The sequence below is a fragment of the uncultured Nocardioides sp. genome (genome assembly GCF_947489365.1).
Classification (GTDB): Bacteria; Actinomycetota; Actinomycetes; order Propionibacteriales; family Nocardioidaceae; genus Nocardioides.
This window is the reverse complement of record NZ_CANLDB010000005.1, coordinates 108,093-121,862: the sequence shown is the minus strand read 5'-3', so window position 1 is coordinate 121,862 and position 13,770 is coordinate 108,093. Positions and strand designations below refer to the sequence as shown.

Sequence of the window (13,770 nt, the reverse complement as noted above, 5' to 3'; positions counted from 1 at the left end):
CCTGCTTACCGTTCTCCTCGTACATGGGGGAGGTCGTGGGGCCCCGTCGGCGGACATGGGGACGCGGGCGGGGCCCCACGCCATGTCACGCCGAGTCCGGGAACACGCTCCTGCCGTGGTCCGTTGGCCCTGTCATGGCCCAGCAGTGGATCGCCAGCCGTCCCGGAGACCTCGACGTCTTCGCCCTCACCGAGGTCGACACCCCCGCCCCGGGGCCGGGGGAGGTGACGATCCGGGTGCGGGCCGCGGGCATGAACCCCGCCGACTACAAGCACGTCGCCGGCGGTGACCCCGCGGACTTCCCGAAGGCCGTGGGTTACGAGGTCGCCGGCACCGTGGTGGCCGTCGGTCCCGACACCGAGATCGTCACCGGGCCCGTGGCCGAGGGCGACGAGGTGCTCGCCTTCCGCATCAGCGGCGGCTGGGCCACCGAGGTCACCGTCGCGGCGAAGGACGTGCTCCACCGGCCTGCGGAGGTCGGGGTGGAGCAGGCGGCGAACCTGCTGCTCGCCGGCAGCACCGCCGCGGAGATGCTGCACGTGACGGGCGCGAGCGCCGGGGAGGCGATCCTCGTCCACGGCGCCTCGGGTGCCGTCGGTGTCAGCGTCCTGCAGCAGGCCGCCGTGCTGGGCGTCCACGTGGTCGGCACCGCGAGCGAGGCCAACCACGACGTCGTCCGCCGCTACGGCGGCGTCCCCGTGACGTACGGCGAGGGGCTCGAGCAGCGCGTCCGCGACGCGGTCGCCGAGCAGGGCTGGGGCCGTGTCGACGCCGCCCTCGACTGCGTCGGCACCGACGAGGCCCTCGACGTCTCCCTCGCCCTAGTCGCGAAGGAGCGCCTGGTCACCATCGCGGCGTTCCAGCGCGCCGAGGCCGAGGGGATCCGCGCGATCGCCGGGCGCATGGCCGCCTCGCAGGCCTACCGTGACGGGGTCCGGACCGAGCTCGTCCGACTGGCCCGCGAGGGTCGCCTGGAGGTCCCCGTGGCCCGCACCTACCCCCTGGACCAGGCCGTCGAGGCGGCCGCGTTCCTCCGCGGCCAGCACCCCGGCGGCAAGATCGCGCTCGTCCCGTGAGCCCGGACGGCGCGGCGAGCGCGCCTGGCGCCCCGGGCGCCCCGGGCGGTCCCGTCAGCGCCGTCTACGTCGCCGCGCCGACCGGGTGGACCGGCAAGTCGACGGTCGCGCTCGGGGTCGTCGAGGCGCTGTCGCGCCGCGTCGAGCGGGTCGGGGTCTTCCGGCCCGTCGTCCGCGCCGGCGGGGGAGCCGAGCGCGGCCGCGACTACGTGCTCGACCTGCTGGTCGGCCACGACGCCGTCCGGTTGTCGTACGACGAGTGCGCCGGAGTCGCCTACGAGGAGGTCCACGCCGACCCGGCGTCGGCGATGGAGCGGATCGTCGAACGCTTCCACGCGGTCGCCGCCCAGTGCGACGCCGTCGTGGTCGTGGGCAGCGACTTCACCGACGTCGGCAACCCGGCCGAGTTCGCGTTCAACGCCTCTGTCGCCGCCAACCTCGGCACGCCCGTGCTGCTGACGCTCGGCGCCGCGGGGCTGTCCGCCGCCGAGGTCGGCACCCTCGCGGCCGTCACGGCCGAGGAGCTGCGCGCCCACCACGCCACCCTGCTCGGGGTCGTCGCGAACCGTGTCACCGGCGGTGAGGAGGAGCTGGCCGCGGCGCGCGACGCGGTGACGCTCGGCGACGCCCCCGGCTTCGCGCTGCCCGACGAGCCGCTGCTCGGCGCCCCGTCGATGGCCGAGCTCGCCGCCGCCTGCGACGCCCGGCTGGTCAGCGGCGACGAGGCGCTGCTCGGCACCGAGGTCACCGGTGTCGTCGTGGCCGCCATGACCCTGCCCCACGTGCTCGACCGCCTCGTGGAGGGCGCCGTCGTCGTCACCCCCGGCGACCGCCCCGAGATCGTGCTGGGTGTGCTCATGGCGCAGGGCTCGGAGGGCTTCCCGCGTACGTCCGGGATCGTGCTCAACGGCGGCCTCGACCTGCCGTTGCAGGTCGGTCGGCTGCTCGACGGGCTCGGTTCCGCGACCCCGATCGTCGCCACCGACCTCGGCACCCACGCCACCACGTCCGCGCTCAACGCCGTCCGCGGCCGGCTCACCCGTGACTCGCCGCGCAAGCTCGCGACGGCGACGGCGCTGTTCGCCACCCACGTCGACGGCGACGCGCTGCTCGACCGGCTCGCCCTGACCCCGACCGGGACCGTGACCCCGCTGATGTTCGAGCACCAGCTGCTCGACCGTGCCGGGGCCTCCCTGCAGCGGATCGTCCTGCCGGAGGGCACCGACGAGCGCGTCCTGCGCGCCGCCGAGGTCGTCGTACGACGGGGGGTCGCGCGGCCCGTCCTGCTGGGCGACCCGCGGGCGGTCCGCGCCCGCGCCGCCGAGGTGGGCGTGGACCTCGGCGACGTCGAGGTCGTCGACCCCCGCGAGACCGAGCTCGTCGAGCGCTTCGCCGCCCTGTACGTCGAGCGTCGCGCCCACCGCGGCGTCGAGCTCGCCGACGCCCGCGAGCTCGTCGTCGACGTGTCGTACTGCGGCACCCTCATGGTCGAGACCGGCCTCGCGGACGGGATGGTCTCCGGCGCCGCCCACTCGACCGCCTCCACGGTCCGCCCGGCGCTCGAGGTGATCCGCACGCCGCCCGGCGTCTCGACGGTCTCGTCGGTGTTCTTCATGTGCCTGCCCGACCGGGTGCTCGTGTACGGCGACTGCGCGATCAACCCCGACCCGACCGCCACCCAGCTCGCGGACATCGCCGTGTCGTCCGCCGAGACCGCCACGGCGTTCGGGATCGAGCCGCGGGTGGCGATGCTGTCCTACTCCACCGGCACCTCCGGCGCCGGCAGCGACGTCGACAAGGTCGCCGAGGCCACCCGCCTGGTCCGCGAGCGCCGTCCGGACCTGCCCGTCGAGGGGCCCATCCAGTACGACGCCGCCATCGACTCCGCCGTCGCCGCGACGAAGCTGCCCGACTCGGCCGTCGCCGGCCAGGCGACCGTCTTCGTCTTCCCGGACCTCAACACGGGCAACAACACCTACAAGGCCGTCCAGCGCTCGGCCGGCGCCGTGGCCGTCGGCCCGGTCCTCCAGGGCCTGGCGAAGCCGGTCAACGACCTGTCCCGCGGCGCCGACGTCCGCGACATCGTCGGTACCGTGGCCATCACCGCGATCCAGGCCCAGGACCAGCAGGGGGCACGCGCGTGAGCGCCCCCGTCCTCGTGCTGAACACCGGCTCGTCGTCGCTGAAGTACCGCGTCGTCGACGCGACCGACGGCGGCGTCGCCGCGTCGGGGCTGGTGGAGCGGATCGGGGAGCCCGGCAGCCGCGTCGTCCACACCGTCGTCCACACGACCGGCGCCGAGGAGCACGTCAGGGAGCGGGACCTGGACGACCACGAGGCCGCCGTCGCCGCCGCGCTGGACGCCTTCACCGAGCACGGCCCGGACCTGGCGCACCTCGGCCTCGTCGCCGTCGGGCACCGCGTCGTCCACGGCGGCACCCGGTTCTCCGAGCCGGTGCTGGTGGACGACGACCTGGTCGCCGCCGTCCACGAGCTCGCGCCGCTGGCGCCGCTGCACAACCCCGCCAACGCGGTCGGCCTGGAGGCCGCCCGGCGGGTGTTCGCCGACCTGCCGCACGTCGCCGTCTTCGACACCGCCTTCCACGCCACACTGCCGCCCGCGGCCCACACCTACGCCGTCCCCGCCGCGTGGCGGGAGGCCGGCGTGCGCCGCTACGGCTTCCACGGCACGTCGGTCGCGTTCGTCTCCCGTGCCGCAGCCGCCGCCCTCGGCAGGCCGCTGGCGGAGACCAGGCAGATCGTGCTGCACCTCGGCAACGGCGCCTCGGCCACCGCGGTCGACGGCGGCCGCTCGGTCGAGACCTCGATGGGCCTGACCCCGCTCGGGGGCCTGGTCATGGGGTCGCGCTCGGGCGACCTCGACCCGGCCGTCCTGGGCCACGTCCGCCGCGAGCTGGGCCTGTCCGCCGACGACGTCGACCGCGCCCTCAACACCTCCTCCGGGCTGCGCGGCCTCGCCGGTGACAACGACATGCGCGGCGTCGTCGCGGCGGCCGACGTCGGCGACGAGGACGCCGCCCTGGCGCTCGACGTCTACTGCCACCGCATCCGGGCCTACGTCGGCGCCTACCTCGCCGCGCTCGGGGGCCTCGACGCCGTCGTCCTCACCGGGGGAGTGGGGGAGAACGCCGCCCCCGTCCGGGCGCGCGCCCTCGCCGGCCTCGCCCACCTCGGCATCGAGGTCGACGCCGCCCGCAACGACGCGGCCCGCGGCCCCCGCTCCGCGGTCCGGATCTCGCCGGACGGCTCGCCGGTCGCCGTCCTCGTCGTCCCGACCGACGAGGAGTGGGAGATCGCCCGGCAGGCCGTGGCGGTGCTCGGCAGTCAGGGTGCTCCTACGGTGGAGCCATGAGCCACCACGAGGACGACGACAAGCCCCGCGCCGACGCGACCAGCAGCGACGCGACGGGCACCGAGCACGAGGACGCCGGCACCAGCGGCGGCAGCCCCATCGACGGGGTGCGGATCGACGAGGCCGACGCCGAGCGGGCCGTCGTCCCCGACGACAAGCCGCAGGAGGTCGACGGTCCGGAGGCCTCCGCCGGCCACGCCTGAGCCTCGGCTCCCACGCGAGCACCGGCGCGGGTCCCGGCTCAGCCGGGGCTCGTGCCGCCCACCACCAGGGTGGGCTCGAACCACCGCGCGGAGGCGTCGCCCTCGGACACCACGAGGTCGCGGATCGCCGCCGCCATCGCCTCGACCGGCTGACGGACCGTCGTCAGCGACGGGTGGGTCAGCTCCTCGGCGCCCACACCGTCGAACCCCGTCACCCGGAAGTCCTCCGGCACCCGGTGACCCGCGGCCAGCAGGTGCGCCACCGCTCCCGCCGCGATGACGTCGGCCGCGCAGATCAGCGTGCCCGTGCGGGCGCCCGACGACAGCAGCCGCGCCGCCGCCTCGCGACCCCAGGCCGCGGAGAAGTCTCCGAGCAGGCAGTCGACCTCCTGCCCGAACCAGCGGCGCACCGCGTCCAGCCGCTCGTGCGCCGAGGAGCTGTCGGGCGTCGCGCCGACGTACGTCACCGGGTGCGAGACCAGGTCCGCGGCCGCGACGAGGTGGTCGTGCACCAGCGCGATGCCGTCCCGGTTGGATACCCCGACGTACGACGCCTGGGTGCCCGGGACCCGCCGGTCCAGCTGGACCGTCCGCACCGACGACGCGGCCAGCGCCACCGCCTCCGCGCTCCGCTCCTCGTGCACGGGGATGAGGACGAGGGCGTCGACCTGCCGGCCGAGGAACGACCGCACGCCGCGGGCCTCGGTGGCCAGGGAGTCGTCGGCGCTGAACAGGAGCAGGTCGACCTCGGAGCCGGCGAACGCCCGGGCCAGGTGCTGGCCCAGAGCGGAGAAGAACGGGTTGCGCAGGTCGGGCAGCACCAGCCCGACCGTCGCGGTGCTGGTGCGCCGCAGGCCGCGCCCGAGCAGGTTGATGCGGTAGTCGAGGCGGCCGGCCGCGGAGGTGACGCGCTCGGCCATCGCGGGGTCGACCGCCCGGGTGCCGGACAGGACCCGGGAGACCGTCGCGGTCGAGACGCCGGCGAGGCGGGCGACGTCCGCCATCGTCGCGGGACGGGTCCGGGACATCGCTCGCACCTCCCTCACTCGACCGGCCCATGTGACGGTCCTGTTAAACCTGCAAACGATTTCCGACAGACCCTAGACGTGTGACGTGGCTCTCTGCCAGAGTCCGAGTCCTCTCGGCAAACGATTACCGACTTCTTGAGGACCCCCGATGACCCGTCCCCCGACCGTCCAGCGCCGCCGTACCGCCACCCTCGCCGCCCTGGCGACCCTCCCCCTGCTGCTCGCCGCCTGCTCCACCGGCAACGAGGAGCCCACCACCGGCGAGGCGGGCGAGCCCGCCGACGAGTGCGTCATCGGCATGACGCAGATCAACCAGACCGCCGCGTTCTTCACCCAGATGAACGAGGGCGCGCAGGAGGCGGCCGACGAGGCCGGCTGCGAGCTGCAGATCGCCAACGCCAACAACGACGCCGCCAAGCAGAACAGCGACATCGAGAACTTCGTCTCCCAGGGCGTGACCGGCCTGATCGTTGTCGCGATCGACGTCAACGGCGTCCTGCCCGCCGTCGAGCAGGCCACCGGCCAGGGCATCCGCGCGGTCGCCATCGACGCCGAGCTCGAGGAGGGCGCCGTCGACACGTTCGTCGGCGTCGACAACGAGGCCGCCGGCGAGGAGGCCGGCCAGTGGGTCATCGACGAGGGCCTCGCCGACGGTGCGTCGTACGGCATCGTCGACGCCCGCAGCTCCTTCATCCAGAACCAGCGCGAGGACTCCTTCCGCGCGATCGTCGAGGACAACGGCGCGACCTTCACCCAGGCCGTCGACGGCGAGAACGTCCAGGAGCAGGCGGCCACCGCCGCCCAGGACCTCATCACCGCCCAGCCCGACCTCGACTTCGTCTACACCACGGGCGAGCCCGCCACCGTCGGTGCCGTCGCCGCCCTCGACCCCGGGAGCGACACGAAGGTCATCGGCTGGGACCTCACCGCGGAGGTCATCGCCGGCATCGACTCCGGCCTGGTCACTGCCGTCGTCCAGCAGGACCCGAAGCAGGAGGGCGTCGAGGCCGTCAACGAGCTCGCCGCCCTGCTCGACGGCGCGGAGCCCGCCGGCTTCATCGACGTCCCGATCACGATCGTGACCGAGGACAACGTCGACCCGTACCGCGAGATCTTCCAGTGACGGATCTGACCAAGGGATCGTCCGGGCAGCCCTCGGGGGCTGCCCCGGGAGCGCAGCGGATCGGTGAGCCCCGCGTCGAGATGCGCGGGATCACCAAGAGCTTCGGCGCCCTCGACGTCCTCCGCGGGGTGGACCTCACGGTCCGCCGCGGGGAGGTCGTCGGGCTCGTCGGCGACAACGGCGCGGGCAAGTCGACGCTGATGAAGATGCTCGCCGGCGCGGTGACCCCCGACCGCGGCGAGATCCGGGTGGACGGCGCACCGCTCACGGGCACCGGCCCGCGGGCGGCCCGCGCCGCGGGGATCGAGATGGTCTACCAGGACCTCGCGCTCTGCAACGACGTCGACGTGGCGGGCAACCTCTTCCTCGGCCGCGAGCTCTACCGCCCGTTCAGCCGACGGCTGGACACCAAGCGGATGCACGAGGAGGCGGCGAAGGACCTCGCCACCCTCCACATCCGCATCACCGACACCCGCCGCATGGTCGGCGCGATGTCGGGCGGCCAGCGGCAGGCCATCGCCATCGCCCGCGCCGTCACCTTCGAGCCGAAGGTGCTGGTGCTCGACGAGCCCACCGCCGCCCTCGCGGCCCGCGAGGTCGAGATGACGCTGCAGCTGATCCGCGACGTCTCGGCCCGGGGGGTCAGCGTCGTGCTGATCACCCACCGCCTGCAGGACCTGTTCGAGGTCGCCGACCGGTTCGTCGTCCTCCACGAGGGCGTCAACCACCGCGAGCTCGCGCCCGCCGAGACCGACCTGGGCGGTCTCGTGACCGCCATGATGGGGAAGTGACCCGATGAGTGCCGACACCACCGCCGCCACGACCGGCAAGGGGACCCCGGCCCCGCCGCGCAACCGCCGCGGGGCGCGCCAGGACTTCGTCACCCGCAACTTCGGCGTCCTGTCCATCGCCGCCGTGCTGGTCGTGCTGTTCGCGTTCTTCAGCGTCCAGACCGACGCGTTCCTGAGCGCCAACAACCTGGTCAACGTCGCCCGGCAGGTCGCCCCGACCGTCATCGTGGCCACCGCGATGACCTTCGTCATCACGACCGGCAACATCGACCTGTCCGTCGGCTCGATCCTGGGCCTGACCGCCGCGGCGCTCGCGATCTTCGCCGAGTCGGGCAGCCCGCTCGTCGCGCTGCTGCTCACCCTCGTGCTGGGCCTGGGCATCGGCCTCGTGAACGGTGCGCTCACCGCGTTCGGCAAGCTCCAGTCGTTCATCGTCACGCTGGCCGCGCTCACCGCCGTCCGGGGGCTCGCGCTGCTCATCACCGACGGGTACTCCACCCCGATCACCTCCGAGGTGCTGCTGCCGATCGGCAACGGCAAGCTCGCCGGCCTCTACACCCCGACCTGGATCGCGGTCGTCGTCGTCGCGTTCGGGTGGTACGTCTTCAACCACACCCGCTTCGGCCGGTACGTCGTCGCCGTCGGCTCCAACGCCGAGTCGCTGCGCCGGGCCGGGGTCGACGTCCGCCGCATCCAGCTCGCCGTCCTCACCCTCACCGGTCTCGCCGCCGGTCTCGCCGGCGTCATCACCGCGACCCGGCTCGCCAGCGGCTCGTCGAACTCCGGCACGCTGTTCGAGCTCGAGGTCATCACCGCGGTCGTGCTCGGCGGCACCGCGCTGATGGGCGGCAAGGGCTCGATCCTCGGCTCCGCGATCGGCGCCGTCACCCTCGGCGTCATCAGCAACGGCCTGGTCCTGCTGCGCGTCGACGTCTACTGGGTGCCGATCACCCAGGGCCTCATCCTCATCGTCGCGATCCTGCTCAACGCCAAGCTGTTCGGCCGGATCTCCGGCCAGAAGGGCTAGGCCCCGGCCATGGGAGCGACCGTCCAGACGGTGACCGGCCCGGTCGACGCCGACGACCTCGGCGTCGTCCTCACCCACGAGCACCTGCTCAACGACGTCTCGTCGTGGTGGACCCGCTCGGAGTCGCGCGGGGTGGACGCCGAGGCCTTCGCCGAGGCCCCGGTGACCGAGGACGTGCTCTGGGAGCTGCGGCAGGACCCGTTCGGCAACCGGCACAACCTGGCGCTGGACGACGTCGATGTCGCCTGCGCCGAGCTCGCCCGGTACGCCGCCCTCGGCGGCACGACCGTCGTCGAGACCACCGGCTGGGGCATCGGCCGCGACCTCGCTGGGCTGCGGACGATCTCCGAGCGCACCGGCGTACGGATCGTCGCGGGCACCGGTTTCTACCTCGACTCCTCCCACCCGGTCGACGTCGTCGCCCTCGGTGCCGACGGCGTCACCGCGCGGCTGCTCGACGACCTGCGCGACGGCGAGGACGGCGTACGCCCCGGCCTGATCGGCGAGATCGGCGTGTCCGCCGACTTCACCGACGCCGAGCGGACCAGCCTCCGCGGCGCCATGGCGGCGCAGGCGGAGACGGGCCTGCCGATCCAGGTCCACCTGCCCGGCTGGTTCCGCCTCGCTCACGACGTCCTCGACGTCGCCGACGAGACGGGCGCCGACCCGGCGAAGGTCGTGCTGTGCCACATGGGGCCGTCCGGCGAGGACGGCGCCTACCAGCGCTCCGTCGCCGACCGCGGCGCGTGGCTGCAGTACGACATGCTCGGCATGGAGGTCTTCTACGCCGACCAGGGCGTGCAGTGCCCCTCCGACGACGACAACGCCCGCCACCTCGCCGCCCTCGTGCGCGACGGGTACGGCGACAGGCTCCTGCTCAGCCAGGACGTGTTCGTGAAGTCGCTCTACCGCCGCCACGGCGGACCGGGCTACGCCCACGTCCTGCAGTACTTCGCGCCCCGCCTCGAGCGGCACGGGCTCACGCCCGACGAGGTGCGTTCCCTGATGACCGACAACCCCCGCCGCCTGTTCGGCGGCTCCACCACCCCCGCACAGATCACCGAGGAGACACCGTGACCCGCGTCCTGCTGGCCGGCGAGAGCTGGATCTCGACCGCCACCCACGTGAAGGGCTTCGACGAGTTCTCGTCGACCACGTTCCACACCGGCGCGGACGCCTTCATCGCCGCCGCGGCGAGCGAGGGCATCGAGATCGAGCAGATGTACGCCCACGACGTGCCCGGGAAGTTCCCCCGCACGGTCGACGCGCTGTCGGCGTACGACGTCGTCATCCTGTCCGACATCGGCGCCAACAGCTTCGTGCTGCCGCCCGAGGTGTTCCTCGAGGGCAAGCGTGCCGACAACCCGCTGCTCGCCCTGGCCGAGTGGACCCGCGGTGGCGGCGGGCTGATGATGGCCGGCGGCTACCTCAGCTTCACCGGCTTCCAGGCCCGCGCGAACTTCCAGCGCACCGCCGTCGCCGACGTCCTGCCCGTCACGATGCTCGAGTCCGACGACCGCGTCGAGGCGCCGCAGGGGGCGTACGTCGCCGTCACCGCCCCCGACCACGCCGCGGCCGCCGGCTGGGGCGGGCTCGTCGAGTCCGCGCCGACGCTGCTGGGCTACAACGTCGTCCACCCGCGCGAGGACGCCACCGTCGTCGCCACCGTCGGCGAGGACGTCCTGGTCGCGACCCGCGAGGTCGGCTTCGGCCGGTCGCTGGTGTGGACCTCCGACATCGGCCCCCACTGGTGCCCCGAGGACTTCCTGGCCTGGGACGGCTTCGCGCCGCTCGTCGGCGCGATGCTGCGCTGGCTGGGCGACCGATGAGCGAACCGACCGGCGGGCCCCTGCCGATCCTGCTCGACTGCGACCCCGGCCACGACGACGCCGTGGCGATCCTGCTGGCGCTCGGCTCGCCCGGCGTACGGCTGCTCGGAATCACCACCTGCTTCGGCAACTGCGCCGTCGCCGACGCGACCCGCAACGCCCAGCGGGTGCTCGCGCTCGCCGGGCGCGAGGACGTGCCCGTAGCGGAGGGAGCCGCGGGCCCGATGCGGGGCGCGACCGCACTGGGCAACTACGTGCACGGCGTCACCGGCCTCGACGGCCCGGAGCTGCCGGAGCCGACGGTGTCGCCCGTGGCGGAGGGCGCGGTGTCGTTCCTCTACCGGACGCTGACCGAGGCCCCCGCGCCCCTGACCGTCGTGGTGACGGGTCCGATGACGAACCTCGGGGTGCTGCTCACCTCGGAGCCCGGCATCGCCGGGAAGATCGCCGAGATCGTCTTCATGGGCGGCTCGACCGAGCGGGGCAACCACACGCCGACGGCGGAGTTCAACACGTACGCCGACCCCGAGGCGCTCGACGTCGTCCTCCGCTCCGGCGTGCCGGTGCGAATGGTCGGGCTCAACCTCACCCACCAGGCGCTGGCCACGCAGCCGGTCGTCGACCGGATGGCGGCCATGCCGCACACCGTCGGTCGCACCTGCGCGGCGTGGATGGGCTTCTTCGGCGACTCCTACGAGCGGATCTGGGAGTTCTCCGCCCCGCCGGTGCACGACCCCTGCACCATCGCGGCACTGCTGGACCCGGACGTGATCCGCTGGCGGCCGTCGTTCGTCGCGGTCGAGCTGGACGGCCGCTGGACCCGGGGCACGACCGTCGTCGACCTGTACGACCGCTACCCCGACGAGCAGCCCAACGCCTCGGTCGCGCTCGAGCTCGACGCCGAGCGCTACTGGGACCTGGTGCTCGCCGCCCTCGACCGGCTCGGCGCGGCGACGTGAGCCACCTGGTCTGCGTCGTCGGCTCGCTCAACGACGACACGACGCTCCGGGTGGAGGCGCTGCCCACCCCGGGCGAGACCACGTTGACCACCACGAGCCGCCTCTCCTCGCCGGGGGGCAAGGGCGCGAACCAGGCCGCTGCGGCCGCCGTCCTCGGGGCGGACCTCGGGTGCGAGGTCGCGATGGTCGGCGCCGTCGGGGACGACGAGCCGGGGGAGCGGTCCCTGGCCGCCCTGACGTCCGTCGGTGTCGACGTCACCCGGGTGGCCCGCCGGGACACCAACGGCACCGGCATCGCCGTCATCACCGTCGACGCGACCGGGGAGAACACGATCGTCGTCGACCCCGGCGCGAACGGCACGCTCGCTCACGGCGAGACCGCGGACGCCGTCGCGGCGCTCGCTCCCGCCGTCCTGGTGCTCCAGCTCGAGGTGCCCCTGCCGGCGGTCAGCGCCGCGGCGCGAGCGGTCGGCCCGGACGGTGGTGGCCTCGTCGTCCTCAACCCCGCGCCGATGCCCGCCGACCCGCAGCCCGTCCGGGACCTGCTGGGCTCGGTCGACGTCCTCGTGCCCAACCGGGGCGAGCTGGGCCGCCTGGCCGGACGCCCCGAGCCGACCACCCACGCCGAGGTGGCCGAGTGCGTCGCCGCGCTCGACCTCACCGGATCGGTCGTCGTCACCCTCGGCGCGGACGGGGCCCTGTGCTTCGAGAAGGGCGCCGAGCCGGTCGCCGTCCCGGGGGAGCGGGTGGACACCGTCGACGCCAGCGGCGCCGGCGACGTCTTCTGCGGCTGCCTCGCGGTCGGCCTCGCCGCCGCCGAGCCCCTGGTCGACGCCGTACGCCGCGCCAACGCCGCCGCCGCCACCAGCACCACCCACCACGGCGCCCGCCTGCTGCACCCCTAGGGCCGAGTCGGCACGTCTGCGCAGCTGAGAGGGCTCGAGTCGGCACGTCTGCGCAGGTGTACGGCGTTGAGTCGGCACGTCTGCGCAGCGTGAGGGGTCTCGACAGGCTCGACCACGGTGGTCGAGCCTGTCGCAAGGGTCGACGGCCCGTGGTCTCCACCGAGGGTTGTCCCACCGGGTCTCGACCCGCGAACGCGGCCTCGCGAGCTCGGCCGCGCGCTCGCTCGACCTGCGCCGCGTCACGGCCTCGCCGGCTCGGCCGTGGCGGCTTGACTCGGCTGTCAGGCCGGGGGAAGGCCGTCCGCGGCGAGGAGGTGGAGGGCGGCGCCGGTGGTGAGGACGCTCGGGTCGAAGACGGCGTCGGCGGCGTGGTTGAAGGCGGTGCGGCCGGGCACCTGGGCGCCGAGGTAGACCATCGCGCCGGGCCAGCGGTGGAGGAAGTAGGCGAAGTCCTCGATCACCATCGACGGGTCCGGCATGTCGAGGACGGTGGCGCGGTCGCCGACGGCGGCCCGCACCCTCTCGACGTACGCCGGGTCGTTGACGACGGCCGGGTAGCCCTCGGTGACCGTGAGGTCGGCCTCGACCCCCACGTCGGCGGCGGTCGACCCGACGAGGCGGTCGAGGGTCTCAAGCAGCGCGTCCCGGCGGCCGGCCGACAGGGTCCGCAGCGTGCCGCGCAGCCGCCCGTCGGTGGGGATCACGTTCACCGTGTTGCCGATCAGCGACTCGGTGACGGTGGCGACGAGGTGCTCCTCGGCGGCGAGCCCGGCGACCGCGTCCCGCAGCCCGGTGACCAGCTCGGCGGCCGCGACGACCGGGTTGCCCGCGAGGTGCGGCTGGCTCGCGTGGGCGCCCGGCCCGCGGTAGTCGACGCGGAACCAGTCGCCGTACGCCATGAACGTGCCGGCCCGCAGGTGCACGGTGTCGGCCGGCCAGGTCGCGTGCACGTGGATCGCGAAGGCCTCGGCGTCCGTCAGGGAGGCCAGGGCCGCGTGCGACTCCAGCGTCGGTACGGCGCCCCGGTCGGTCTCCTCGCCCGGCTGGAACACCAGCACCGTCGGCCGCGCCGGCGGTCGGTCGACGAGCGCGCTCGCCGCGCCCAGCAGCATCGCCATGTGCAGGTCGTGGCCGCAGGCGTGCATCGCGCCGTCCCGCTGCGAGGGGTGCTCGACGCCGCTGCGCTCGACGACGGGCAGCGCGTCCATGTCGGCACGCAGCACGACCGGCGTGCCCGCCCCGGAGCCGGGCAGCGTCACGGTCACCCCCGCCCCGACGTGCACCTCGGGCTCGAGACCGAGGTCCCGCAGGACCCGGGCGACGTACGCGTGGGTGTCGGGCAGCTCGAGGCCGACCTCGGGCTGCTGGTGCAGCGTCCGCTGGTGCTCGGCCATCCATCCCTGCAGGTCCGCCGCCTGCGACCACCGGTCGATCATGACGCCGACGCTATCGGGAC

The 13,770-nt window shown here is 74.2% G+C and carries 13 protein-coding genes; 11 read left to right on the top strand and 2 right to left on the bottom strand.

Features of this window, described 5'->3' with window-relative positions:
- Positions 1–134 precede the first annotated feature (134 nt).
- The 4 genes from Q0858_RS15040 to Q0858_RS15025 are packed head-to-tail and all read left to right on the top strand — an operon-like array spanning position 135 to position 4,652.
- A complete protein-coding gene (locus Q0858_RS15040; protein WP_299056010.1) occupies positions 135–1,076 on the top strand; it encodes an NADP-dependent oxidoreductase in 942 nt (313 codons plus the stop codon).
- Positions 1,073–3,220: a phosphate acetyltransferase gene (gene pta, locus Q0858_RS15035; protein ID WP_299056007.1), complete on the top strand. Its 2,148-nt coding sequence runs from the start codon at positions 1,073–1,075 to the stop codon at positions 3,218–3,220. Before Q0858_RS15040 ends, pta begins: the two co-directional genes overlap by 4 nt.
- Positions 3,217–4,449: an acetate kinase gene (locus Q0858_RS15030; protein WP_299056004.1), complete on the top strand. Its 1,233-nt coding sequence runs from the start codon at positions 3,217–3,219 to the stop codon at positions 4,447–4,449. Before pta ends, Q0858_RS15030 begins: the two co-directional genes overlap by 4 nt.
- Positions 4,446–4,652 carry a hypothetical protein gene (locus Q0858_RS15025; RefSeq protein WP_299056001.1) on the top strand — a complete coding sequence of 69 codons (207 nt, stop codon included), beginning with the start codon at positions 4,446–4,448 and terminating at the stop codon, positions 4,650–4,652. The genes Q0858_RS15030 and Q0858_RS15025 overlap by 4 nt, the downstream gene beginning before the upstream one ends.
- Positions 4,653–4,690: 38 nt before the next feature.
- Here the strand turns inward: Q0858_RS15025 and Q0858_RS15020 are convergent, their stop codons facing one another.
- Positions 4,691–5,680 carry a LacI family DNA-binding transcriptional regulator gene (locus Q0858_RS15020; RefSeq protein WP_299055998.1) on the bottom strand — a complete coding sequence of 330 codons (990 nt, stop codon included), beginning with the start codon at positions 5,678–5,680 and terminating at the stop codon, positions 4,691–4,693.
- 148 nt (positions 5,681–5,828) lie between these two features.
- Between Q0858_RS15020 and Q0858_RS15015 the strand changes: the two genes are divergently transcribed.
- Genes Q0858_RS15015 through Q0858_RS14985 form a run of 7 tightly spaced genes read left to right on the top strand, consistent with a single transcriptional unit; the run spans position 5,829 to position 12,314 of the window.
- Positions 5,829–6,803 carry a substrate-binding domain-containing protein gene (locus Q0858_RS15015; protein WP_299055995.1) on the top strand — a complete coding sequence of 325 codons (975 nt, stop codon included), beginning with the start codon at positions 5,829–5,831 and terminating at the stop codon, positions 6,801–6,803.
- Positions 6,800–7,594, top strand: coding sequence for an ATP-binding cassette domain-containing protein (locus tag Q0858_RS15010; protein WP_299055992.1), 795 nt, complete (start codon positions 6,800–6,802; stop codon positions 7,592–7,594). Before Q0858_RS15015 ends, Q0858_RS15010 begins: the two co-directional genes overlap by 4 nt.
- 4 nt (positions 7,595–7,598) lie before the next feature.
- Entirely contained in the window at positions 7,599–8,621 is a 1,023-nt protein-coding gene (locus tag Q0858_RS15005) for an ABC transporter permease (RefSeq protein WP_299055989.1), read from the top strand.
- A 9-nt stretch (positions 8,622–8,630) separates the two neighbouring features.
- Positions 8,631–9,698: an amidohydrolase family protein gene (locus Q0858_RS15000; RefSeq protein WP_299055987.1), complete on the top strand. Its 1,068-nt coding sequence runs from the start codon at positions 8,631–8,633 to the stop codon at positions 9,696–9,698.
- Positions 9,695–10,450, top strand: coding sequence for a glutamine amidotransferase (locus tag Q0858_RS14995; RefSeq protein WP_299055985.1), 756 nt, complete (start codon positions 9,695–9,697; stop codon positions 10,448–10,450). Before Q0858_RS15000 ends, Q0858_RS14995 begins: the two co-directional genes overlap by 4 nt.
- Positions 10,447–11,409: a nucleoside hydrolase gene (locus Q0858_RS14990; RefSeq protein WP_299055982.1), complete on the top strand. Its 963-nt coding sequence runs from the start codon at positions 10,447–10,449 to the stop codon at positions 11,407–11,409. The genes Q0858_RS14995 and Q0858_RS14990 overlap by 4 nt, the downstream gene beginning before the upstream one ends.
- A complete protein-coding gene (locus Q0858_RS14985; RefSeq protein ID WP_299055979.1) occupies positions 11,406–12,314 on the top strand; it encodes a ribokinase in 909 nt (302 codons plus the stop codon). The genes Q0858_RS14990 and Q0858_RS14985 overlap by 4 nt, the downstream gene beginning before the upstream one ends.
- A gap of 281 nt (positions 12,315–12,595) precedes the next feature.
- On the opposite strand, the gene Q0858_RS14980 is transcribed toward Q0858_RS14985, so the two are convergent.
- Positions 12,596–13,750 carry a M20 family metallopeptidase gene (locus Q0858_RS14980; RefSeq protein ID WP_299055978.1) on the bottom strand — a complete coding sequence of 385 codons (1,155 nt, stop codon included), beginning with the start codon at positions 13,748–13,750 and terminating at the stop codon, positions 12,596–12,598.
- Between the last annotated feature and the right edge of the window lie 20 nt (positions 13,751–13,770).